At 38.7% G+C, this 22871-nt stretch carries 28 protein-coding genes, 1 pseudogene and 1 riboswitch; of the genes and pseudogenes, 22 read left to right on the top strand and 7 right to left on the bottom strand.

The window, feature by feature from the left end; translation table 11 throughout:
• The first annotated feature begins 16 nt into the window (after window positions 1-16).
• Window positions 17-103: riboswitch (cyclic di-GMP riboswitch) on the top strand.
• A 102-nt stretch (window positions 104-205) separates the two neighbouring features.
• Window positions 206-580 (top strand): response regulator, encoded by a 375-nt coding sequence (locus PWYN_RS23400; RefSeq protein WP_036656867.1) that lies wholly within the window; start codon window positions 206-208, stop codon window positions 578-580.
• 13 nt (window positions 581-593) lie between these two features.
• Here the strand turns inward: PWYN_RS23400 and PWYN_RS23395 are convergent, their stop codons facing one another.
• The 3 genes from PWYN_RS23395 to PWYN_RS23385 all read right to left on the bottom strand — a co-directional run bounded on the left by PWYN_RS23395 (window position 594) and on the right by PWYN_RS23385 (window position 3202).
• On the bottom strand, window positions 594-1349 hold the full coding sequence (locus tag PWYN_RS23395) for a PIG-L deacetylase family protein (protein ID WP_036656864.1): 756 nt from the start codon (window positions 1347-1349) through the stop codon (window positions 594-596).
• Window positions 1350-1351: 2 nt separating this feature from the next.
• Window positions 1352-2692 carry an MFS transporter gene (locus tag PWYN_RS23390; RefSeq protein ID WP_036656862.1) on the bottom strand — a complete coding sequence of 447 codons (1341 nt, stop codon included), beginning with the start codon at window positions 2690-2692 and terminating at the stop codon, window positions 1352-1354.
• A gap of 81 nt (window positions 2693-2773) precedes the next feature.
• Entirely contained in the window at window positions 2774-3202 is a 429-nt protein-coding gene (locus PWYN_RS23385; protein WP_036656860.1) for a PH domain-containing protein, read from the bottom strand.
• A gap of 475 nt (window positions 3203-3677) precedes the next feature.
• Between PWYN_RS23385 and PWYN_RS23375 the strand changes: the two genes are divergently transcribed.
• From PWYN_RS23375 to PWYN_RS23365, 3 genes are all read left to right on the top strand, one after another.
• Window positions 3678-4460, top strand: coding sequence for a CPBP family glutamic-type intramembrane protease (locus tag PWYN_RS23375; protein WP_036656855.1), 783 nt, complete (start codon window positions 3678-3680; stop codon window positions 4458-4460).
• A gap of 121 nt (window positions 4461-4581) precedes the next feature.
• Entirely contained in the window at window positions 4582-5397 is an 816-nt protein-coding gene (locus PWYN_RS23370; protein WP_036656852.1) for a GNAT family N-acetyltransferase, read from the top strand.
• A gap of 87 nt (window positions 5398-5484) precedes the next feature.
• A complete protein-coding gene (locus PWYN_RS23365) occupies window positions 5485-6360 on the top strand; it encodes an AraC family transcriptional regulator (protein ID WP_036656849.1) in 876 nt (291 codons plus the stop codon).
• A 93-nt stretch (window positions 6361-6453) separates the two neighbouring features.
• Here the strand turns inward: PWYN_RS23365 and PWYN_RS30745 are convergent, their stop codons facing one another.
• Window positions 6454-6906, bottom strand: coding sequence for a CPBP family glutamic-type intramembrane protease (locus PWYN_RS30745; protein ID WP_420805824.1), 453 nt, complete (start codon window positions 6904-6906; stop codon window positions 6454-6456).
• A 331-nt stretch (window positions 6907-7237) separates the two neighbouring features.
• Between PWYN_RS30745 and PWYN_RS23355 the strand changes: the two genes are divergently transcribed.
• Complete coding sequence (locus PWYN_RS23355) at window positions 7238-8299, top strand: hypothetical protein (protein ID WP_036656845.1); 1062 nt, start codon at window positions 7238-7240, stop codon at window positions 8297-8299.
• Window positions 8300-8402: 103 nt separating this feature from the next.
• Window positions 8403-8858, top strand: a complete 456-nt coding sequence (locus PWYN_RS23350) for a hypothetical protein (protein WP_036656842.1) — start codon at window positions 8403-8405, stop codon at window positions 8856-8858.
• 17 nt (window positions 8859-8875) lie between these two features.
• Here PWYN_RS23350 and PWYN_RS23345 read toward each other — a convergent pair whose 3' ends face one another.
• Together PWYN_RS23345 and PWYN_RS23340 are read right to left on the bottom strand one after the other, a co-directional pair.
• On the bottom strand, window positions 8876-9652 hold the full coding sequence (locus PWYN_RS23345) for an AraC family transcriptional regulator (protein ID WP_036656840.1): 777 nt from the start codon (window positions 9650-9652) through the stop codon (window positions 8876-8878).
• 19 nt (window positions 9653-9671) lie between these two features.
• Window positions 9672-10253 (bottom strand): LysE family translocator, encoded by a 582-nt coding sequence (locus tag PWYN_RS23340; protein ID WP_036656837.1) that lies wholly within the window; start codon window positions 10251-10253, stop codon window positions 9672-9674.
• A gap of 89 nt (window positions 10254-10342) precedes the next feature.
• Here PWYN_RS23340 and PWYN_RS23335 point away from each other — a divergent pair, with 89 nt between their 5' ends.
• From PWYN_RS23335 to PWYN_RS23295, 9 genes are all read left to right on the top strand, one after another.
• Window positions 10343-10675 (top strand): hypothetical protein, encoded by a 333-nt coding sequence (locus tag PWYN_RS23335; RefSeq protein ID WP_036656834.1) that lies wholly within the window; start codon window positions 10343-10345, stop codon window positions 10673-10675.
• 38 nt (window positions 10676-10713) lie between these two features.
• Window positions 10714-11148, top strand: coding sequence for a GrpB family protein (locus PWYN_RS30160; protein WP_052088333.1), 435 nt, complete (start codon window positions 10714-10716; stop codon window positions 11146-11148).
• A 24-nt stretch (window positions 11149-11172) separates the two neighbouring features.
• Entirely contained in the window at window positions 11173-11442 is a 270-nt protein-coding gene (locus PWYN_RS30155) for a hypothetical protein (RefSeq protein WP_036656832.1), read from the top strand.
• Between the two features lie 44 nt (window positions 11443-11486).
• The gene (locus PWYN_RS23320; RefSeq protein ID WP_036656829.1) at window positions 11487-11963 is read left to right on the top strand and encodes a DinB family protein; all 477 of its coding nucleotides are present in this window, start codon (window positions 11487-11489) and stop codon (window positions 11961-11963) included.
• A gap of 143 nt (window positions 11964-12106) precedes the next feature.
• Window positions 12107-12937: a hypothetical protein gene (locus PWYN_RS23315; RefSeq protein WP_036656826.1), complete on the top strand. Its 831-nt coding sequence runs from the start codon at window positions 12107-12109 to the stop codon at window positions 12935-12937.
• A gap of 264 nt (window positions 12938-13201) precedes the next feature.
• Window positions 13202-13804 carry an RNA polymerase sigma factor gene (locus PWYN_RS23310; RefSeq protein ID WP_036656823.1) on the top strand — a complete coding sequence of 201 codons (603 nt, stop codon included), beginning with the start codon at window positions 13202-13204 and terminating at the stop codon, window positions 13802-13804.
• A complete protein-coding gene (locus PWYN_RS23305; protein WP_036656820.1) occupies window positions 13731-15056 on the top strand; it encodes a DUF4179 domain-containing protein in 1326 nt (441 codons plus the stop codon). Before PWYN_RS23310 ends, PWYN_RS23305 begins: the two co-directional genes overlap by 74 nt.
• A 102-nt stretch (window positions 15057-15158) precedes the next feature.
• Complete coding sequence (locus PWYN_RS23300) at window positions 15159-15569, top strand: GNAT family N-acetyltransferase (RefSeq protein ID WP_036656818.1); 411 nt, start codon at window positions 15159-15161, stop codon at window positions 15567-15569.
• 38 nt (window positions 15570-15607) lie between these two features.
• Window positions 15608-16735, top strand: coding sequence for an SGNH/GDSL hydrolase family protein (locus tag PWYN_RS23295; RefSeq protein ID WP_036656816.1), 1128 nt, complete (start codon window positions 15608-15610; stop codon window positions 16733-16735).
• 43 nt (window positions 16736-16778) lie between these two features.
• Here the strand turns inward: PWYN_RS23295 and PWYN_RS23290 are convergent, their stop codons facing one another.
• Window positions 16779-17606 (bottom strand): lipase family protein, encoded by an 828-nt coding sequence (locus PWYN_RS23290; protein ID WP_240479818.1) that lies wholly within the window; start codon window positions 17604-17606, stop codon window positions 16779-16781.
• Window positions 17607-17747: 141 nt separating this feature from the next.
• Between PWYN_RS23290 and PWYN_RS29420 the strand changes: the two genes are divergently transcribed.
• The 7 genes and pseudogenes from PWYN_RS29420 (at window position 17748) to PWYN_RS23260 (ending at window position 22869) form a co-directional block, all read left to right on the top strand.
• Window positions 17748-18026 (top strand): alpha/beta fold hydrolase, encoded by a 279-nt coding sequence (locus PWYN_RS29420; RefSeq protein ID WP_338049244.1) that lies wholly within the window; start codon window positions 17748-17750, stop codon window positions 18024-18026.
• A gap of 38 nt (window positions 18027-18064) precedes the next feature.
• Window positions 18065-18334 (top strand): hypothetical protein, encoded by a 270-nt coding sequence (locus tag PWYN_RS29700; protein WP_205622787.1) that lies wholly within the window; start codon window positions 18065-18067, stop codon window positions 18332-18334.
• A 33-nt stretch (window positions 18335-18367) separates the two neighbouring features.
• Entirely contained in the window at window positions 18368-19807 is a 1440-nt protein-coding gene (locus tag PWYN_RS28345) for a sensor histidine kinase (protein ID WP_052088331.1), read from the top strand.
• Window positions 19808-19863: 56 nt separating this feature from the next.
• Entirely contained in the window at window positions 19864-20265 is a 402-nt protein-coding gene (locus tag PWYN_RS23275; protein ID WP_036656809.1) for an HIT family protein, read from the top strand.
• Window positions 20262-21272, top strand: coding sequence for an HD domain-containing protein (locus PWYN_RS23270; protein WP_036656807.1), 1011 nt, complete (start codon window positions 20262-20264; stop codon window positions 21270-21272). The genes PWYN_RS23275 and PWYN_RS23270 overlap by 4 nt, the downstream gene beginning before the upstream one ends.
• 253 nt (window positions 21273-21525) lie before the next feature.
• A complete protein-coding gene (locus PWYN_RS23265; RefSeq protein ID WP_036656804.1) occupies window positions 21526-21900 on the top strand; it encodes a hypothetical protein in 375 nt (124 codons plus the stop codon).
• A 172-nt stretch (window positions 21901-22072) separates the two neighbouring features.
• Window positions 22073-22869: pseudogene (locus PWYN_RS23260) on the top strand (hypothetical protein).
• Window positions 22870-22871 lie beyond the last annotated feature (2 nt).

Raw genomic sequence — 22871 nt, 5'->3', positions numbered from 1 at the left:
TTAGGTCTTTTTAACTATATATCAAGGGCAAACCTATTGAAAGGTAGGGACGCAAAGCCATGGGTCTAAGGTTCCTACGAACTACGAAAGCCAGGTTGCAGGTTGAGAATTTTTTTGATTTGACCTTTTAAGGTCATTGAACCCTTCAACTGCTGAAGGGTTTTTTATTTTTACAAGCTTTTTTGAAGACTAGGAGGCTACTGAGATGAAAAAGGTTCTTATTGTGGATGATGCAGCATTTGTGCGGATGAGTTTGCAAGTATTATTAAGAAAAAACGGTTTTCAGGTAGTTGGTGAAGCGGGAGATGGACACACAGCTATTAAAAAATATGTCGAATGTCAACCTGATATTGTTACGATGGATATCACCATGCCGGAATGCTCAGGTATAGATGCTCTCAAGGGAATAATGGAAATTGACCCTAAAGCAAAAGTAGTTATGATTTCCAGTATGGGTCAAGAGAAATTAGTTCGGGAAGCCATGATAGCAGGTGCAAAATCTTTCATATTAAAACCGTATAGTGAGGAACGTGTAGTTAAGACACTTCAACAAATTGCTGATATGGGTGTTTTTGTTTAGCTATTTTGTTCCCTTAGATATGAATAGCATCTACGAAGCAATGTAAATGGACAGGAGAGAGTACCTTAAGACCTTCGCCTATTTCAAAATCCTTCCCTTCTGCAAGCTGTCTGCCTTTCTCTTTGAAATAGATACGGTATAATGCCAGGATCTCGTCGTTAAATTGACTGCGGTGCAGTTCTATAGCTTTGAATTTCTTCTCAAAGGCATCTGTCGTATCTATTATTAGATTTGGGTTGGCCGTGAAATAAAAACCGATAGCCGATACTTGCCAAGGGTGGGTAAGGGTGCCTTTAGGATATCGGGCAAGACCTGAAGAGAGGAAGGCATGCGCAACCGCTTTTCCCGTAATAATATGATCATAGTGCGCTTCATAAGTAAGCCAAGGGTCGGGGCAGAATATGGCTTCTGGTTTCACCGTTCGAATAATCTCGGCAATTTCTCCAGCTAAACGAGGAATGTTCTCTAAAGTACCATCACCGTAATGTAAAGAATGGAAGACCGAGGCTCCAAGGAAACGTCCGGCTTCCTCCAATTCTTTAGTGCGGATCTCGGCGACTTCTTCATGGGTTAGACGCTCATCCATGGAACCCAGATCACCGTTGGTCACCGTTAAGTAATGAATTTCGCAGCCTTTGTCAGCATAAGTAGAAATAATTCCACCCATTCCAATTTCGTTATCATCCGGGTGAGGCTGTACGCACAATATTCTTTTATAATTATGGATGTCAGGAGGGGCCATCAGGGTATTCAAGCTAGATATGTCCAATTCTACACACTCCTTCTATGAGTCTCGAGTTCAATCAACATCTGATTTCTCTGACTATTGCTTAAGGTATAAAAAAGTATTGGAATGATAGCAATCACAAAACACAATGCCGGTAAAACAAACATCACAAAACTTAAACCCTGTTGAAGATTGGCGGTAGCAGGTTGGTTCTCAATATAATTCAACAATCCCAGGCTCGCACCAATGATCAACTTCGAAACAGCCCCGCTAAATTTAGTGATAAAGGTATGCGTTGAGAATACAATCCCCTCGCCTCGGAAGCCCAGCTTCCATTCGGAATAATCAATAGTGTCTAACAGCATGGAGGTACTTACAATTGTGGTCACTCCTGAAAAAAAGAAGCTGACGGCGAATAATACAAGCGTAAATGTTATATTGCCGTCTCCTTTAAAGTAAGGAACCAAACAGGATAGGCTGCCTAATATGCAAGAAATAATAAATACTCTCTTATGTGAAAATACACGGAGTAGCTTTGGTGTCACGATCATCCCCAGCAACATTCCTACAACTAGACTCATTCCCAACTGACTAATATAGCTCGAATCGCCCCAAACATAAACCACATAATATAGTTGAATGCTCTGTCTTATCCCGATAACCAAATTGACGATCAAAAGGGCTGACAACAAAGTTAACAAAGGTTTATTCTTGTATATAGTTTGCAGATTTCTACGAAAGGGGATTTGTTCCGCAGGAGGGGCTACCCTCTCTTTGGTATGGAAGCCTGCCAGAAATATGGAGATAGCTGCGATTACGGCAATAATCATTGCGGAGTACAAATAGGCATGAGTATCTCGTTCTCCACCGAAAGCTAACAGTAATTGAATGCCTCCGACAGTTATAGCGACCGCACCTATCATTCCCCCGATTTTCCCCAAGGTTACGAGGAGCGTTCGTTCATTAGGATCTTTAGAGATTACAGAAGATAGTGCCCAAAGCGGAGTATCACAAACGGTGTAAAGCATCCCCCAAAGTAAATAAGAGACAGTGGCAAAAACAAGCGTCGTCGTAGATGAACCGCCAATATCCCAAAAACATAATACGGTAGCAGCGGCAATCAAGCCCGGGGCAAACAGTAGGTAGGGTCTGAATTTCCCCCATCTCGTTCGGGTTTTATCGGTGATCATGCCCATTAAAGGGTCCAGACAGGCATCAAATATACTTGCGACTACTAATATAGCGCTAGCAGTTGTCGCAGATATCCCTAATAAATCCGTGTAAAAAAACAAGATATACGTGGACATAAAGCTATATAAAATATTCTGGCCCAGCAAGCCACCCGAGAAAAATAACTTCTCTCGCATTGAAATTGTTGTCCCCAATGTTCTTGCCTCTTTTCTGTTTTCTTAACATAACGATGTCCCCCACCAACACACTGGCAGAGGACATATTCGTACTTTAGATCAGGAATTCAGACGTTTACAATTCTCGCTGGCAATACTGACCAATGCTGTATACAAAGGCTGTACATTGAATTTCTTGCCGAACTCGAACTTATACAAGGACGTCTGCAGATTGTTGGACTTGTGATAAGGTGAGGTAATGTAATGAAGCGTAACTTCGCAATCCTCGAAGCCCGTACCGCCCGTTTCCATAGTAACCTCATAGATGGAATTAAGATGTATGGAGGCAACGCGGGTCTTTTTCCCTGTTACTCCCTGATGATCAATTAGAATCAAACGGTCATCCGTAATAATAAAAGCATCGCGGACCAGCTTGAACCCCATCCGAATCTCTTCTTGGGGCGTAAGATAAATCCCGTATTGACTCTTTAACTCAGAAATACTTATCTCAGAATAGTTACCCAACAATCCACCGAACAAGTTAACCATTATTTTGCCTCCTGTTATCAAAAATCTATTGTTGTTGAATTGATACTTGTACATTGTTGATATTCTCCGTAGAATGACAATATCCTGCTTAATTCTTCCATAAATCCAAAAATGTGCAGGCTATTGATGAAATTATATAGAACCAGCGGAGGGATAACATGGATAAGGAAAAAGAGATGAAATCTGACGGTTTTCCTCGGAGGCTTATTGGAACATGTACACTCATTTCCGGAGTAGCAACAATTGCAGCGATGATCAACTCAATATCCTCAGGAGAATATGGCTTATTATTTCTTTGTCTGTCTTGTACGCTAATTTGCCTGCTAAGCTTAATTAATAAAAGCCGCTCTAAATGACGGAAAAAATCTCAATTCTCTTTATCTAATCTTATGGTATAGTTAAAATCGGAGTGACAAATATTCCATTATTATACTTAGCCATTCATTACAGATTTGATGTTAAAGGAGAGAGAACGATGAGGAAAAAAGAGGTTAAAGGACATCCTATTCTATTTTCAATCATGCTGGGGGTAGTACTGACTTTACTGATTACAGTTGCTTCTGCCGCAGCGACGATCATGGAGCTAGATGATTGGGGGATGATGGCTGCTCAGGCTTGTGCATTTTTCGTTATGGCAGTAATTGTTTCATTGTACATGAGGAAAAAAGACCCTACCTTTGGGAGTTTTGGCTTTAAGAAGCTCGATATTCGTAAAGAAAAGGTAACGCTCTATTATATTCCCTTGCTTGTGATTGCTGCTGTTCAACCTATAATGGGCGGTTTCAACTTAGAGCTTACAGCTGCTCAAATCATCCTTATTCTAGTTTTCTCGATACTTGTCGGTTATACGGAAGAATCGATTTTTAGAGGGATAATCAGAGAGAAACTGCTGTCCAAAGGGCCTGTTTTTTTTATCGTCTTTTCTTCCATATTCTTCGGTATTCTACATATGGCCAATGCGCTTAACGGCAGTGATCCCATACATATTGTTCTACAGATTATCAATGCATTTCTTATCGGGCTCATTCTTGCTCTACTCATAGAGACGACACCCAACATCCTGCCCTTGATCGTTTTTCATTTCATGTTTGATGCGCTTGCTCAAATGACGAACACTACTATTGAAGACAAAGAGTTACTGGTGGTATCTATATTGAATATTTTATATTTGCTGTACGGAGGCTACCTGATCTATGTATTGCTGCATAGGAAAAAGATGAACACCCCAGTAGACAGTTTATCTGATATGGTGGTTTGAAATTAAGTAAAAGTAATCTCAAAAAGAGCTGGGATAATGATCTAGCTTTTTTTTGTTTTGTAGAATTAAACCCATAATTAAAGAGAGATGCTCATACTAATGGAGATCGGAAAGGACAGGTATGATAACACTAGAGATTAATGATTACCACAAAGCAATATTGCCTTTAAGCCATGTGAATATCAATACGTTATTTGCAGAAGCGGTGATTCTACAGCGTATTTCAGGTACGATCTATGTGGATTGTGAGAAAGACCCAAGTACGTTTTATGTCGTACATCCCTACGGAATGTCACTGCTATACGGGGACACTGACAATGAATATTTTCATTACGCCCTCCTAGAATACATAACCAATAGCAAGCAGATTAGGCACAAGCCGGAATGGCTGCAGATTGCACCGGAGGGAGCTTGGACAAGCAAAGTTGAGTCTATGGTGAATTCCCATAATTGCGCTAATCATCAGAATCCGATCATCAAACAACAAAGAGTTAATTTCATTTTTAATAAGGAATCCTATCATCAATCGAAAGAACATTATCATAGTCAAGGCACATGCATAATGCAGACAACAAAAGAACAGTTTCTATCCCTTACCGGCAGTGTAAGTCCGAGGTGTTTCTGGAGTAATGCTGACCAGTTCTTAGCGGAGGGTATAGCCTATAGCTTGCTGGATAATGAAGAAGTTGCATCAACGGCATTTTCCGCTTATCGAAAGGGGCATCAGTTGGAGATTGGCATTGAAACCTCTGAAGCGTACCGCGGGAAGGGATATGCATATTCCGTTTGTTCCGCACTGATAGATTATTGTCTGAAGAATGAACTAGAGCCTGTTTGGGCATGCCGGTTGGAGAATGAAGGGTCTTATAAATTGGCTTTGCGTCTGGGTTTTACACCAACAACAACCATACCCAATTTCGGGCTGGCTTACTTTTAAATTCTACCCCGTTAATGTTGTACACGAAATGTCGGATGGTTCACCCTGATTTTTGATACTCTACAGTAGAAGGAGGGAGAGGTGAGGATGTATTCACTTGAGAACATGAACAAAGCATTGTCCTATATTGAAGAAAATCTCACTCAAGAGATTGACTTTAAAGAAGCTGCAAAGAGGGCTTTATGCTCGGATTATCATTTTAAAAGGATGTTTTCATTCCTAGCCGGTATATCACTGTCAGAGTATATCCGCCTAAGACGTCTTACTTTAGCAGCGTATGAGCTTCAAAAAAGTCAGTTGAGGATAATCGACATAGCCATGGATTTTGGATACAGTTCACCGGATGCATTTGCGAAGGCTTTCCAAATCTTTCATGGGATTACTCCCTCAGAATCCAGAATTAAGGGGCAATCTTTAAAGTCCTATCCACGCATGAGTTTTCAGTTAACGATTAAAGGAGGTAGTGAAATGATCTACCGTATTGAAGAAAAAGACTATTTTCGAATCGTGGGTCTCAAAAAGAGAGTCCCTATTATATTCCATGGAGTAAATCCGGAAATAGCTGCGATGTGGGCAAGTCTAAATGAGGAATTAATTACTCAACTGAAACAGCTGTCGAATGTCGTCCCTTTAGGAATGCTTAGCGCATCCGCTAATTTTTCCGAGGGTCGAATGGAGGAAAAGGGAGAACTGGACCATTACATCGGTGTGGCTACAACAGAGGATTGTCCTGAAAATCTCTCGCAGCTAGATATTCCTGCAACGTCATGGGCTGTATTTGAGGCAGTCGGACCTTTTCCCGCAACTCTTCAACAAATTTGGGGACGGATCTATTCCGAATGGTTTCCCTCCTCCAATTACGAACAAGTGGAAGGCCCGGAAATATTATGGAATGAGAGTAAGGATACCACTTCCCCTATTTTTAAAAGCGAGATTTGGATACCTGTTGCGAAAAAGCGGTAAGAGAAAAACAGGTTAGCCGGAAACAGAGCAAAAGAGATGCCTAATCGTAGCATCTCTTTTGTTGTTGATAGAATAGAGGGAATACTTCTAGTATCAAGATAATGTTTTATTCAGTACTAATAGAAATGCAAATATACATCCGTTAATAAACCCATGTGCAGCATAAACAGCCCAAAAACTTCTGGTTTTAATAAATAAAATCCCTAAGAATATTCCTAATACACTGACGACTAGAAGATGAAGCGGAACAAAATAGGTGATTTGGAACGGATACAAAAGGAATCCAATATGTCGGGCAGCAAATATTAGAGTAGAAGCGATAATAACTGCCATCTGAAGATAGTTAGGTTTGGTGAACATTTGGTCCCATAATTTAAAAAGAAGCAGGATCACAAAACATCGGAAGAAGATCTCCTCTAAACCGGAAATCAATAATTGAAATAAAAACCATCGTAAAATATTGCTGATTGTTAGAGGGAATTGGAACGAGTAGTCAAACAAATGTTGTTTTGCCGCAAGAGTGCCGAAAAATATATAAATGATCATGAACACGATAACAAAGATCAGGATGGCTCTAAAGCTTTTTCTAAATGTACTAAAGCGGAAATCCAGTTCTTGATATGTAGGTTTGAGAGCTAGACCTCTTGAACAGACGATTAAGAGCAAAGAAGCGAACAGTGCACCCATGATACCGTTAAAAAGATAAGAAGAAATATATGTATTTATGGATGTGTATGGAACAATATACGGCGCCACAATGTAAGTATTTATCCAATCATTGCTGATGTAGCTTAATAGAACGAGTAGAATAATATGTAAGGGCATAACAGCGAAAGAGAATACTTTTTTCAGAAGGCACCCCCAAAGGAGAATTAATATGATACTCAAAAGTTTTAAAAAGAAAAGAAAGCTCATGGTCAATGGGATCTTATTATTACTGGTATTGATATTAGCTAGAATGTTGGTGGTTCAAATATATTCCCAAAAACTGACGGTTACTACCACACCCATGCCTAGAGTAGAGGATACGCAAGTCAATACTCAAGAAATAGAATTTGAGAAGAATAGTACCCAGTATGATGTGATTTTGATTAACGATACAAGGACCGTTGGTGGTTCTTTCGAGTCATCATTCACATGCCCGCCAAGTAATGACGTTAGAATAGATGTATCGATTAAAAATCGAAAGGGGACCGTAAAGTTCAAAGTATATTATGGTTCGAAAGACTTTGGATTTGTGGATATTAAAGAAGGACAAGACTTAACGAGATCATTTAAATTGACTAACAGCCATACAGAGTCTGAGAGGTGGAAGGTTTATGTTACCACCGCTGATGGACATGGAATAGACATTGATGTAAAGGCAAGACAAATAAATTCGAATAAGGTACCCATAGAGGAAGCGAATCGGTTAATTTTAGCAACTCAAGATATTCCTAAGTCGAGTGGTAAGGATATGGATCTGATTGAAATCACACCCTCTGATTTTTGGGATCAAACAAGGCTTCAGCTTTTTAAAATGGTTGGAGATTCAAGTTGGGAAACATTCATCGTGTCCAAACAAAAAGCTGTCCATATAGGCAACGGATTTGGCGGATATGGGGTAACAAGTGCAGTTCCTTTCGATTTAAATAAGGATGGAACTTTGGATGTTGTCTATGCCTATTCTTATGGTTCAGGTATACATCGCTCTGAGATTTCGTGGTTAGATTTAAAGAATTTTACCGAGCATAGAGTTCTAGATCGCCCGGAAAGTACTGGTTTCAGAATGGATGATTTGATACTAAAAAATGAAAGCAAGGAAATAGCAGTCTATCGTATTTCGGGCATAGATAAAAGTGAAATCAATTTTGACTGTCTAAGAACCTATCCCACGAAGAAGGATATAGAACACATGGCTTTAGAAAAGATTGGGGTGTTATCACGAGAGAATAATTAATTATACAATATTCACCAGTAGGATTGCGAGATGGATAAATTGAAGGTATAATTCAATAAGGGAATTTTTGGAAGATAAATGGATGGGTAGGGGGTGAAATGCTGTGAAAATTAGAAGAAAACCACTGTATCGTACTGCTCTAATTATTTTACTTTTAATCATCATTACCGGTTGTAATGCTGTACAAGATAAATCCATAATACTGAATACATACACGGATCAAAAAGAAAAAGGAATTCCAGCATCATCTTCTTTTATAGCAGATACTAACTTAAACTTAATTATGAATGGTGAGGGAAGCTCAGGTCTTTATTATTCAGGAGATGCGCCCTTACAAATAAGTATTAAAAATATAGGCAGCACTGAATTTGATTTTAGAATCAGGAATAAGGAACGTGAAGCAGTTATTCAACAAGGTACCCTCAAACCTCGTGAATCTTTTGAATATACATATGAAGAATCATCCACTCTTTTTCCCGAAGGGGATTATATCCTTGTATTCAGCCAGAGTAGTGGTGCGGAAATGTCTGCTCACGTCGAGACAGAACTTAAAGAATAATCACAAATTATTTATGCTCAACTGAGTTGTGACATATATTCATAGGCTGTGATTCCAAATACGCTCTTAAAATGCCTGTTCAGGTGAGTTAGATCCACAAACCCGCATTCTGCCACGGCGGAATAAATATCCTTATTCTTCTCAATAGATTGCTTGGCATGCTCTACTTTACAATTCAGGAAAAATTGATAAGGCGATATTCCAGTGTGGGACTTAAACTCCCGGATAAACTGATATTTTGACATCTTAAACTCTTTGCTGAGATCCTCAAGTTTTAGTACATTCTCTAAATTATAGAACATCATTTCCTTTGCTTTGTTAACCAGTTCATTATTCTTTCTAGTGGCTGTATCTATTTCCGTATTGGAAACTAGATCGACCAAGGTTAAGAGTAGATCACTGCTTAGAGATTCTTCTTTGCCGCTCAAGATGGAATGGCTTAGAGATAATACACAGTTCGCTAATTTGGCATCGTAAACGATAGGAGAGGAGAAACGCACCAATTCCTTCTTACCAGAACTCTCTAAAAATAAGTCCGGCTTGATATAGAGCATGACATAGTCAATGCCAGTCTTATCGTATGCACTGCCATCATGCGACTGCTCGGGATTAAACAGCATTACGCCATTTTTATGGGAAGATTGAAAACTGCCTTCCAAGTTATATTGTTGGATGCCGCGCAGAGTTACACCGATCGCATATTCCTCGTGGCAATGTTTCTTATAGGTGAAGTCTGTAAAGCTTGCCGATAATGCCAGAATATCTGCCGATCTTTTATAGTTGAATTTCTCCACGCTCTCCACCTCCAACTCTCTATAGGATCCCTGAAACCATTATTGCAGAATACACTAAAAAAAGCGCCATCAGGGTATTTATCAATTTTTGATGGTTCTGTAGAAATCTTCTGAATACTGCGCCAAAAACAACCCATGTCGTGAATGCCAAGAAACCAATGACAGTTATGATCATGACAAACAGGAACGATGACGCAGATGATGTATAGTAGGGCATTACATAGCTGGGGATTACGGTTAGTGTAAATAGAAGAACTTTAGGATTTACAAATTGCATAAGTAAGCCTGAGACGAAATTGGCTGTTGAGGTAGGTTTGGATTCGGTTGAACCCATCTTATAGATTTGATAAGCAAGGTAGAGCATATATAAGCTGCCTATGATCTGCATGATACTCAGGATATTTGGAATGACCCCTGCAAGAATGCGGTTTAGCATGGAGGAAGCGGCAAGCAGCAGGCCAAAAGCGATCGTGGCTCCGAATACATATTCCATGGCTTTTTTTACACCAAAATGATGCACGGATGATAATATAACAATATTGGTAGGGCCAGGTGTAAATGTAACAACAACACAATAGATAATAAAGGATATTATATTCATTATGACCTCCTGCAAAAGTAGTCACATGAATATACACCGTATAACTTGAATGTTTATAGTATATTATTGCAGATGGTTAAGGAGGAAATATGAAAAGAACTCGTGCAGGTCTTTTAATCCTTATGATCATACTTACTGGGGCATCGCTAAAATACGTGATTACGGAGCATCAGAATAAGCAAGCGGTAAGAACCCTAGGAATGAAATATGTCCGTAAGGAATATGCGGAAGGTGATACGTTAAAGGCCGCAGCAACATGCAAGCCATTATTTGGAGGCAGCGGTTACCAGTTGGTACTCAAAAATTCTCATGGGGAAGCCTACTATGTCTTGATTGTGCTTGGACCGGAACGCAACTTAGTTACTTTGAATGATCTCACATTAGGTGTCCGTAGCGGGTCTTCTATGTTCCCATGCCGTTAACGGTGCGAGAATCAGCGCTCAAACAGGGAGGGAGTCTATTGAAATCAGTTCATTTTTATGATCATCGATGGGTCTGTTATAAAGCACAACAATTATTTATGGAGCATAGAGTCAAAATTAAACAAGTCGTACCGGAAGCTGATATCCAGCATATAGGAAGCACAGCGATTCCGGGGACCTTGACCAAGGGTGACCTCGATATACAGGTTCGGGTGACGCAAGAACAGTTCCATCAAACCGTCAAGGATCTTTCTATTCTGTATTCAATAAATCACGGGAGTTCAATAACGGAAACATTTCAAGCCATGAAGGATGATTCAACGGATCCACCGCTAGGTATACAGGTAACCGTTATGGGATCAGACTTTGACTTTTTCCATAAAATTCGTGATGTATTATTGAGGAACGAGAGTTATAGAAGGAAATATGATCAATTAAAAATAGATTATGAGGGAAGAGACATGAACGTATAGATTGGATTTAGGAGGGTTATTGCGATGTCCAACGAGGCGAAAAGGTTCTTTAACATATTTGCCAAGAAAGTAAAAGAATCAATTGGAGCGGGCTATTATCAAGCCTACGGGATAAATGTTACATGTACTCATTGTCACTATGATAAATTTGAACATGGATATGCACAATTGAATACAGCATTGTTAAGCTTTTTAAATCTGGATTTTGCAAATCGTTCAGCTAATATATTAACCTGCCACCGCTGTGGTTATGTTCTATGGTTTAATAAAGATATTAAAAGAGTGTATAAATAATAAGATAAGTATATTAATTTACAACAAAGGGGCCGAGGGATAATATGGATCAAATACTGTTCAAACAACTTGAATTTGTACGTCTGCTGACAATCAAAGCAGTTGAGGGGATATCAGAACAAAGGCTGGATATCATTCCCGAAGGGTTTAATAACAATCTGAGATGGAATTTAGGACATATTTATTTGGTTCAAGAGAAGCTTGCTTTTCAACTTGCTGATTTGCCCATGCAATTACCTGAAAGCTTTGGTCGATTATTTGGAAGAGGATCCAAACCAGCCGAATGGAACGAGGAACCTCCAACACTTGAGGTATTACTAAAAATGCTTGCAGAGCAGCCCGGACGTATACAAGAATCTTTACAGAATCGCTTAGGTGAACCAGTGTCTGAGCCATTTACCATAAGCAGTGGATTATCTTTAAAAACATTAGGCGAATCTCTAAACTATACGTTTTATCACGAGGGATTGCACTTTAATACCATTACTCTACTGAAACGCTTTGCGGATAAGAGTATTTAGTAGTATTACACTTCATGTATAGGAGATATTTTGTCAAGGATGACCCTATTCAGTAGAACTTTTTTTTTGGAGTGGGTCACTAATGTCATAGGGTCAATTTCTCTACTCATATATAATTGTGCCTGAAAGGGGAGTGGGAAGAAATGCCCGTTAAGAAACTGTCTAAAATATTGTTAATTAGTTTTATAGCCATCATCATTCGTTCAATGCTGCAATTGCTAATACCTTCAGGAAATCAAACGGTGTTGCAACAGAGTGTATTTGTTAAGAATGGAACGTTACCTATTGTGTTTATGATTTATGGTACCTTAGCATTTACTGCAATAACTATTATATTTGAACGGATTCAAAGGGGAATGGGTGGAGGCAGGATATCAAAGGGTTTGAAAGCCGGTATAATATTCTCGGTGGTATGGACTGTTTTCTTAGTGGAACCCTTACCGCATGGCTCTACGATTGATTTATTCTCATATCCCTTGGCTGACGGTTTAGTTCTTTTATTCTTAGGATTCATGTCAGGGAGATTTTTATCAGAGGACTCAGCACAGAAAAAGCATAAAGTAACCTCTAATTCCATAGTGAATATCGCAATTATTACTTTGATTTTCACAATGGGTAGAATAATCCTATATAAAGGATTTCATATTTATTCTATGTTTGAGCAAGCGCAAGTAAGGACCCTTGTATGGGTCATCTGTACAGGAATTGTTATAGGTTTGATGTTTGAGTATTTAAATTATACGATTAATAGTAATAAGGCTTTTACAAAGTCTTTGGTATTTGGTGGAGCGATTTTTGGGATTAATTTAGTATTCTTTAACTTTTTCTTGCCACTGGTTCTAAAAGTAGATATTCAAGATATGATTATTAGAACTGTAATGGATACCGTATCTGTAATCATTGGTTGTCTAATTATTAATGTTAAGGATAGCAAAGTAATACATAGGACAAATAACAGCAGATCTATATCCTAGAAAAGGTACTATCACAGCAGTTTTTCCTTGTGCAAAACAATATTCATGTAACTGAGGCTGATCCGTTGGATTGGCTTCTTTGTTTGGAACAACGTAATGGGCATTTGAGCTTCCGTGATTCACGGGAGCTTTTTTTCATTTTAACGACTATTCTTATGGAAAGGATATCTCTAAACTGAACTATGCTCTTAAATTAAAAAATATTGTGTACATAATGAACTTTAATACCCTCTGCGATCTCTTATCTATGAAAGGGGTGAGAATATGAATGTAAGCCGTCTTGTCAAACAAGCCCAAAAAGGCAGCAAGGAAGCTTTATTACAACTAATCATAGCCGAACAGGACGCTTATTATCGTCTCGCCTATAGCTACATGAGAAATGAGCATGACTCGATGGATGCCATGGAAGACATGATTGTTACGCTTTATGAGAAGCTGGATCAATTGCAAAAAGGGGAAGCTTTCTACAGCTGGAGCAAAACCATTCTCGTCAATCGTTGCAAAACATTACTCCGCAAAAAGGAACGATTTCTTCCATTGGAAGACGAGCAAGAACCGTCACTTGCTGCATTAACTGACGCTAATTCATATCGCAATACGGAGTCTGAGATGGACATGGAGGTGTTGCTCTCTCATCTGAATGTAAGGCAGCGGGAAGCGATTGAACTTCGTTACATACATGATCTTTCGTATCAGACGATTGCAGAGATGACCGATGCACCGGTTGGCACCATCAAATCAAGAATTTCGCAGGCCAAACAAAAACTGAAAGCCATGATCGGAGGTGATCGTTATGACAACGATCGAGGAGAGAATACTGGAGCACAAACAGACCTTGAATATCGTGCAGGCTCCGTCAGAACTTGAAGGCAGACTTCGAAACGCACTTGAGAATGTTCCTACTAAGAAAAGAAAAGTAAATAGAGCGATGACATGGGTTGCTTCGTCAGCTGCAGCACTCCTTCTGATTGTTGGAACTTATCAATATCCTGCATTTGCTTATTTCGGAAGTATGTTATTTAGTAAAAACGAGCTGAGCTCTCTAAGCTTTTCTGAAGTGGCGGAGCAAGGATACGGTCAAACGGTCAACAAAAGCAAAACGCTTGATGATGGCACTGTCATTACCATTAACGGAGTTATTGCAGACGATAACGCATTGCTTATGTATTACACCATTGATCGACCCGCAGGTTCCATATTTAATGAGAGTAAATCATTTCGTTACAACGTGGATAAAGTGCAAGGTTTTTTGACTGATTCAGACATGAGAGGAGGAAGTGGTGGCAGTAGCAAAGACGAGACCCATTACGAGGGAATATCTAAATTCGAACCGGTTAGTCCATTCTCCAGAACATTAACCGTTACATTCTATGAGTGGCTGAATAGTGGGGAAAGGGCATCCTACCCGATTTCCTTCAAGTTTGAAGCGAATAAAGCGATGAGAAGTATGTTTAAAGAAGAGGACATTTCAAAATCCGTTCCTGTCGATCGGGGGATTGTCCACTTTGACTCCATTACAGCTTCACCAACTACAACCAATGTGAAGGGATATTATGAAATGGATTATGAGGGATACCCGAGATTTCCAGGTGAAATAAAGCTTTATTTGAATGGATCAGAAGTGAAGTCATGGGGAATGCGGGGGGAACGTTTCATTGAGGAGGGCATCGCGGGATTTGAACTTGAATTTGATGTACTTCAGACAGACAAGATAGAGACCCTTGAACTTGTACTCGAAAATTTCGACGGATATCAGAAAGTAGAAGAACCCATCTCCCTAGCCTCTCCATCAGATCAATCCATTACGATTGGCAATGAAAAGGTATGGATTCGAAGCGTCACAAAAACCGATACAGGTTATGACATCATTATCGCTAGAAAACAATTTACAATCTTGGAGACGGAAAAATTATCCGTTCAAGCTGATGGTATCGTAGTTCCCGTATCCTCAATATCTTTGTCACGTCCGTGGGATCTGAAGAACGGTAACATCCTGTGGGAGCAGACGTATTCTTTTAACACAATGGAGAAACCGGATCACCTACTGCTAGACGGATATCATTATATTAAAACCTATGACAAGACAATACCTTTACCTATAGAAGATAACAAAAAATAAAATTTAGAAACAAATACAAACTCTCCTACAGTCAATCCATTTTCTAGACCTATCTGTAACGGTATATTGAAATAAAGAAAATGGTTGAAAGGAAGATGTAGGATGAGTATTTATTATGCTTCTAACATAGAAGAGATCACTAAGGAGGCTCTCCAAGAGTTGTTTCTTTCGGTAGAATGGGAGTCTGGCAAGTACCCCAACGAGCTTTTACAAGCAATCAGAGGGTCTCATTCTATTGTTGCAGCATGGGAGGGGGATAAGCTTATCGGGTTAATCAATGCTTTGTCAGACGGTGCTTTAACGGTGTATTTTCATTATATGCTAGTCCATCCGAGTTATAGTAGTAAAGGTATAGGCAGGGAATTAATGAGTATGATGCTCGATCGATATAAAGGCTGCAAAACCAAAGTGTTAATATCTTATCCCCATGCAGTAGATTTCTATAAAAAAATAGGTTTTAATACAGAGGACGGGGCCACACCTATGTTTATTTCAGAGCTGATTACGGTGTGACCACGATATGTATTGAAATTAGGGGGAAGCAAAATAGCATGATGCAAAATGAAAAGTTAAAGGTACATCCATTATCTGAACTTGATCATTTAAAAGTCCATGGTAGAACAACGGGGTGCCTTTCTCCATTAACCTTGTTTTGGACAGGAAGTGCTATTGAATTAAATGTTAAAGGATCTGAACTTTGGATTGAAGTAGAGTCAGATTATGATAATTATGAACCTTGGATTAGCATAGTCATTAACTCTGTTCCAGTAAGTAGACAAATGTTAACAGCAGGACGGTATTGGGTTTGTGTATTTAGAGGTATGAATGAAAATACGGTGAAAAATGTTCGCATAGTAAAAGATTTACAGGCTATGAGTGAAGATCCAGGCCACTCCTTGCAGATCCATGCGGTGAAGGCGGATGGAGAATTTCTACCTGTTGATGAAAAGTCATTTAAAATGGAGTTTATAGGTGACAGCATTACTTCAGGTGAAGGGATAATCGGTGCAAAAGCTGAAGAAGACTGGATTCCCATGTGGTTTAGCGCGATTAACAATTATAGTACCCTGACAGCAGAAGCTTTGAACGCAGACTATAGAATAATTTCTCAAAGTGGTTGGGGAGTCCTTACAAGCTGGGATAATAACCCACATGCAAATATTCCTGAGTACTATGACAAGGTTTGTGGTCTTCTTACTGGTGACAAGAATGAAGCTTTAGGGGCCTTTGAAGAGCACTCCTTTGATTCCTGGCAGCCCAATGTTGTGGTAGTTAATCTTGGGACAAATGATGCTGGAGCTTTCCATTCACCAGAATGGAAAGATGAAGGAACAGGGCAGACTCATAAACAAAGGTTAAATAAAGATGGTTCCTATAATGAAGAGGACTTGGGAGCGTTTGAAGAGGCCGTTCAGAATTTCCTGACCAAACTTAGAAAATATAATACAAATGCACATATCGTATGGGTATACGGAATGCTGGGTATACCGTTAATGCCTGCCATCTATCGGGCTGTAGATATTTATATGAAGAAAACAGGTGACAAGAAGGTTAGTGTTTTTCAAATTCCGAATACCACAGATGAAACCGTAGGTTCAAGAAGCCATCCAGGAGTATTAGCTCATCAAAAAGCAGCACAAGAGTTATCTGGATTTATAGCAGAAATTTTAGCGAGATAATCTAATCCAAGATAGTCATGGAAAAGCATGATATGAAAAGACCCTAACTCCTCGTTAGTGTCTTTTTTGACTTTTGCGGGTTCTCTTCAATGACTGGGCAGAAGCCGGGGTTCGTTGAACATAACCTTTGGGTGAATATCGGTTCAAGCTGCGAGAGTTTTGCGAAATAACTACTTATAATGTGATTGAGGCCTATAGCTCCATTCTGGAAAGTCAGCGATGAGAGAGTTTGGACATGGGTGTAATAGTATTTTTTTTCCCGCTTAGGAAGCTTGTAGATGGTTGGCGGAGCATATGTTACGACATCAAAAAGATTGGCAATACGGTAGCTATTTCGGACATACATGGTAAAAACCTTCGCAAAAGCCGGATCACCTACACGGGGGGAACCAAATGTATATAGGTTGGGTGAGCTGTGTGCAGTGTTGGCTGCAAGATCAATAGCACATAGGGTCGCGAGTGCTGCTCCGAGACTATGCCCTGTAATGTACAAAGTCTTATCGGTTGACAGCTTGGCCAGCGCGGAAAGAACTCCGCTACGGGCTGTAGAATAGATGTCTGTAAAACCCCGATGGGTTAGGCAGTCTTCCTTAATATATTTAAACCTCTTTTGCGAGGCGATCATGTCAGAGATCCAATCAGTCGTTGAGCTCGTTCCTCTAAAAGCAATTATAATCTCATCCGGAGATTCAATAATAAACCCGAAGCGCTCCCATATATTGCTGATGGATTTCGCTTGAATCGTATGACTAACCGAATAATTCAGAGGAACAACAAACGAACCGTCCGCATTTGTAAATTGGGCATAGGTCTGTCCGCAGATTGCCGCCAGGAAGATAGCCCGTTCTTCATTAACAGTATAGTTAGCCACCGGCATCCCGCCCTTCTTTCCTATCTATTTATGATAAGAACACGAGATTGGTGCTTGTTGATGTACAAAAGAAAAAAGGGGATTATTGTATATGCAAAAATGTTATATTTAGTATATCAATTCCAAATCAAATAAAGACTTATAACAGTATCGGGGGATGAAATTGATAGAGGAAATGATCAAGCTGTTTTATTTCTTCATTTTAGTGGCGGAAATTTGAACATGTGGGATGGAATCATACCGCAATTTGAAAAGAATTACAGTATCGTTGCTCCTGATTTTCGAGGACACGGCAAGTCAGACAAGCCCGAATCAGGATATCACATTGTGAGGGTGCCTTATACAATGAGTTTGGAGAAAATGGGTTATTCAAGAATCTACTGCAGTTGGAAGACGGTAGCTTTACTTACTGTTATTTAAACCGCGTTAGAACAGAGTATATTCAAAAGTACTGGGATGTGAAGTTTGAGCAATATTACAAGAAAGTACAATGCCCTATTTTATTTCTTCCAAGTGAAGAAGAGTGCGGAAATGAGAAAATCAGAAGCTGTTTACATACGTTTGCTAGTCTGTTAGATACATATGAAATTGAGCGTCTAGAGAGTTCCGTCCATGCTTATGTTTGGATGCAACTTCCGATTGCATCAGGCGAAGCAGCTAATAGATTTATAAGTAAATATGATGTCTTGGAAAAGGATATATTCAATGATAGCAGTACTGCATATTAATCCATTTCTTACATTTTTATTAGGGGGATTTATGTGACTATTCGCATCAAAAGTTTAATCGCATTCAGCTTAATTTTCGTGCTTGTTTCAATAGTTTTTATTTATCATAATACTATTGCAACTAAACAGAACAATAGTATTCTAACCTTTGAAAATAAAGCGTTGACCTCTGCATTATTAGCGGATGATATAAAACTTTCAGTTGTTCAAGTGCAGCAACATTTAACGGATATTAGTGCAACAAGAAGTCTAAATAGTTTAGATGGAGGATTTAGGGTAGCAAATGAATATGCGGATCTATTTTATAAGGATATTGCGGAATTTCTTGCATTAAACCCAGAGATGAAGATAGAAATAAATGAAATTAAGGATTTATTTAAGATTTATCACCTCACAGGAGAAAAAATGGCACAGGATTTCATTGATGGTGGACCTGCAAAGGGAAACTTATCCATGCCTGCTTTTGACGTTTATTCTGATGCTATCAATAGTAAGATTGATCAAATTCAAAAAAGACAATTGGCATTGATCAATAATAATATGGCTGGAATAATACAATCCAACAGAACAATGATCCATAATACTTTTGTTTTTGGAATTTCAGTAATATTACTCGGAATAGTTATTGCATACCTTCTCTATCGTTCAATAACGAATCCGACCCAGAAACTTATTAGGATTGCTGAGACTATTTCCAAAGGGGATTTTACTAAACCTATTCTTTCACAGTCTAACAATGAAATCGGAAAACTTTCTCAGTCCTTTGAAAGAATGAGAGAAAATTTAGATAAACTACATGATGACCGGTTAAATTTAATTGGCAAAATGGCTTCAAGTATGGCACACGAAATACGAAACCCATTAACCTCTATCGCAGGATTTTTAAAATTGATAAGGCATGATATAAATAGCGGCAGACAAACACAATTACAGAGATACCTGGATGTTATAGATGATGAATTCAAGGCCATAAATATGCATATAACTGGGTTTTTGAGTTTCTCAAGGAATAACGCTTTTGAAGAAGAAAAAGTAAATATCTCTGTTACACAGCTAATTCATTCAACCGTATATTTACTAAATCCACGATTGAGTAATGAAAATATAAATCTGCTTTTAAAAGGCGGAGAAAATTTTTATTTCTTTATTCAGAAAATCTCAATACAACAAGTTCTATCGAATATTATCAGCAATGCCATTGATGCATTAATTTCAGTGAAGATGGATAGAGTCATAAATATAGAATGCATGGAAGATGAAGAGTGTGTTCAAATACATATAAAGAACAATGGGCCTCAAATACCAAAAGAAATAGAAGATTCGCTATTTCTTCCTTTTATAACTCACAAAGAAAGTGGCACTGGATTGGGTTTGGCGATATGTAGAGAGATAATGACTAAAAATAACGGAAAAATAGAGTTTCAGTCAAATGAACAGGAGACAAACTTTATTTTGTCTTTCAATAAATCATAATTTCGCCCAAAATATTTGTATAAAATCGACATAATGATCCACTAAGGAGTAATCAAATGTCTAATAATGATAACTGCGTCTTTTGTAATCCCGAAAATGAAAAGAGGCAAAATGAAATTTTGAGTAATGAAAGCTGCATATTCTTTCAAATGCCGCAGGAAATATTAATTGGATCGGGATTAATTGTACCTAGACGCCATAGAGTGAACGTATTTGAACTTACTGATAAAGAATGGAACGATACATTTAGTTTAGTGAAAGAAGTAAAAGAACATCTAGACAGATTACATAATCCGGATGGGTATAATCTTCAATGGAATACGAATGGTGCAGCGGGTCAGCATTTATTTCACTCACATTTGCATGTTATTCCAAGATTTGTGGATGAGCCCTTGGTTGGTAAAGACTTAAGAAGTTTTCTCGGAAAAGAAGATAATCGAAGAAAGAGTGTAGTATGAAAGAATTCAGATCGATTCAATATATTGCGCAATTAATGGGCGGAAATGAAATATGGGAACCATTGTGGGGACTTAAAACGAAGTTAACTGAAATTGAATCCTGTTTACTTCAATCATCCCCTTTACGCAGATTGCATTTCATACATCACAATGGTTGCAGTTACATTAACACACAACATGTCGCGACTCGTCTGCAACACACCCTAGGAGTATTTTCCCTAGTGGCCTATTATTGTCCTTATTGGTTTGAACTAAGGATTGCAGCACTATTACATGATATTGGACACAGTCCCTTTAGCCACGTTCTAGAACAGCTTGAAGGTATTGATCATCATAAAAGAACTCATGAGTTGCTATATTCCACAGAATTAAGTGATATTCTGACTAAATATAACTTTGACCCTAGTATAATACTAGATTTAATAGAGGGTAATATAACAAGTCCCTTACGAAATAAGGATAATATAATCCATTTGGACCATCTTGATTCTTGGGTAAGGAGTGCACAAATAACAGGACTTATAACGTCTCCTAATCAGCTGTTGTCTAAAATAAGAATAGAGAGCAATTATATTTCAACAGATTTTGAAACTGCTGAATTATTACTGCAATTCATTATTTCCGAAGCCAAATTTCATTGTTCAGAAGCTAATATTGGACCGAATGTAATTCTAAAGCATTTAGTTTCTGAATTAATCGAACAAAATGTAGTAACTGTCGAGTCTTTAAGTGAGATGACGGATTCTATACTTGAATTTCTATTAATAAACTGTGAGCAGACAAAAGAGGAAATGAATCGTTTGCTTTACCGTCCACATGAAATACAGGTCACTCAAATAAAAAGAAATGTTCCTTCAAATGCACACCTCTTTGTTCTTAATAAACTATATCTATCGGAACCCTTAATTACTAAAGGAGTGGGAGCCGTTAATGCCCTAACATCTTATTCTAAACTTGAACAATTAAGTTCGCTCTTAGGAAGTTACTTTGTTTATTGGAATGAGTGAATTGCTCAGGTCGCCATAAAGAGAAATAGCTTTGGAGTCTTCATATTACATCAGAGATTGGTCCTGCAGCGCTTGAGATTGGTAAGATGTTCAAAATAGGGCTGTCGGGGATAAGGTATTCACTTTTAGTCTTCCGAGAGATGTATCTTATGCTTCTCCGTAATAAACAAACTAATGCACCGCTGAATTTGTCTTATACCATTCTCTTAAGTTGGCATAGAATATATCAACCCTAAGAAAAGGAGTGGTATAAATGGCAAACAGTGATGTACGTCTCGCCCTTTGGTCTGGCACCAATTTTTCCGTTCGTCGAATTCTATTCAGACGTGGAGGGGTTGCAGTTCGTGATCTTGGAGCATTTAGATTTAACAACGAACTCTCAAGTTTCAGACTTAGAAATGTTGTACAGAGTTCTGAGGTAACGCTTGTAATCTTTTCGCGAATTAACTTTCAGGGATCATTCCGTGTGTATCGCGGAAGCCAAAGTGTAGCGAACTTGGGTAATGCCAACTTTAACAATGTCACATCTTCGTTTGTTTTGGTAGGGCGCAATCTTACAAATGCCCAAATTACTCAAATTCAAAGCACAGGTAGACCCCCTCAGGATGTCCTCATCATCAGACAATAGAACAAAGATTGTGGAATGTTCCATTGCCATTAAATTTTTATGAATAGTTAATAAAGGTCAACGTAGAAACTATGCGTTGGCCTTTATTTTGTTTGAGTGAGTGAAAATAAAAGGTTATATTAAAATAAATATATGTATTTTTAAAAGAGATTCGAAAAGAGGTGAATCTATAGTGGATAAAAAAGCGAAAAAAGTACTGTTGAATACCTTCTGGTCCTCCAAGGGTTGGAAAGATCGACCGGATCCCTTTGCTGGTGAAGATTTCGACGATGCCAAAATAAAGGACTGATGTTCGATCCTATAACTATTAGTCATGATAAAATGGTTATACGGCTTCAAGAATTACACTTGGAAATTACTAAAGAACGTGTTGCCTCGGCGTTTTTGCACAGTCTTTCTACGAAAAAAACCTATTTGCGGAGCGCCCTTTCAAGTTGGGCTTTAACCTCTAGGTTACCTTTACATTCGTACGGAGAACGAAGTGTAATACTACCTAATTATAGTAATTGCGGGGATTGCAATTTCCACGGGTTAATGTCAGAACATGAATATGTGAATGAGGATTTGAATGTGCTGAATTTCGAGCGGGTCAAATGGGGCGGCGTCCGTTTGAACAATCTTTTATACTGTTGGCTGGATCTCGAATTGTTCAACAAAGAAGAAGACTTCACACCTACCATAGAGGATGTTGCCATACTCCACCAAATGACCAAAGTGATTCAGGACTGTGGGGATTATGAAGGTGCCCGGAGTTTAGAGAAACATTGGAAGGATGTAATCCCCTCAAGCAAGTACGAAAGGGATGTGATCATGGAAATATGGGGATATGCGGGTTTACTTACCCAGCGTGATACGCCCCGCATGCTTCGAGGTGGATATAATGATTTTAACTCTGTAGCAGGTTGGCAGGGAAACGACGGATATTCACAAGAAGCGCTGGAATATTATTTCGGTTCATTTCTTCATTAACG

The sequence above is a fragment of the Paenibacillus wynnii genome, assembly GCF_000757885.1.
Taxonomy (GTDB): domain Bacteria; phylum Bacillota; class Bacilli; order Paenibacillales; family Paenibacillaceae; genus Paenibacillus_AQ; species Paenibacillus_AQ wynnii.
The sequence above is the reverse complement of the archived record's forward strand: the minus strand, read 5'-3'. Positions and strand labels throughout refer to the sequence as shown.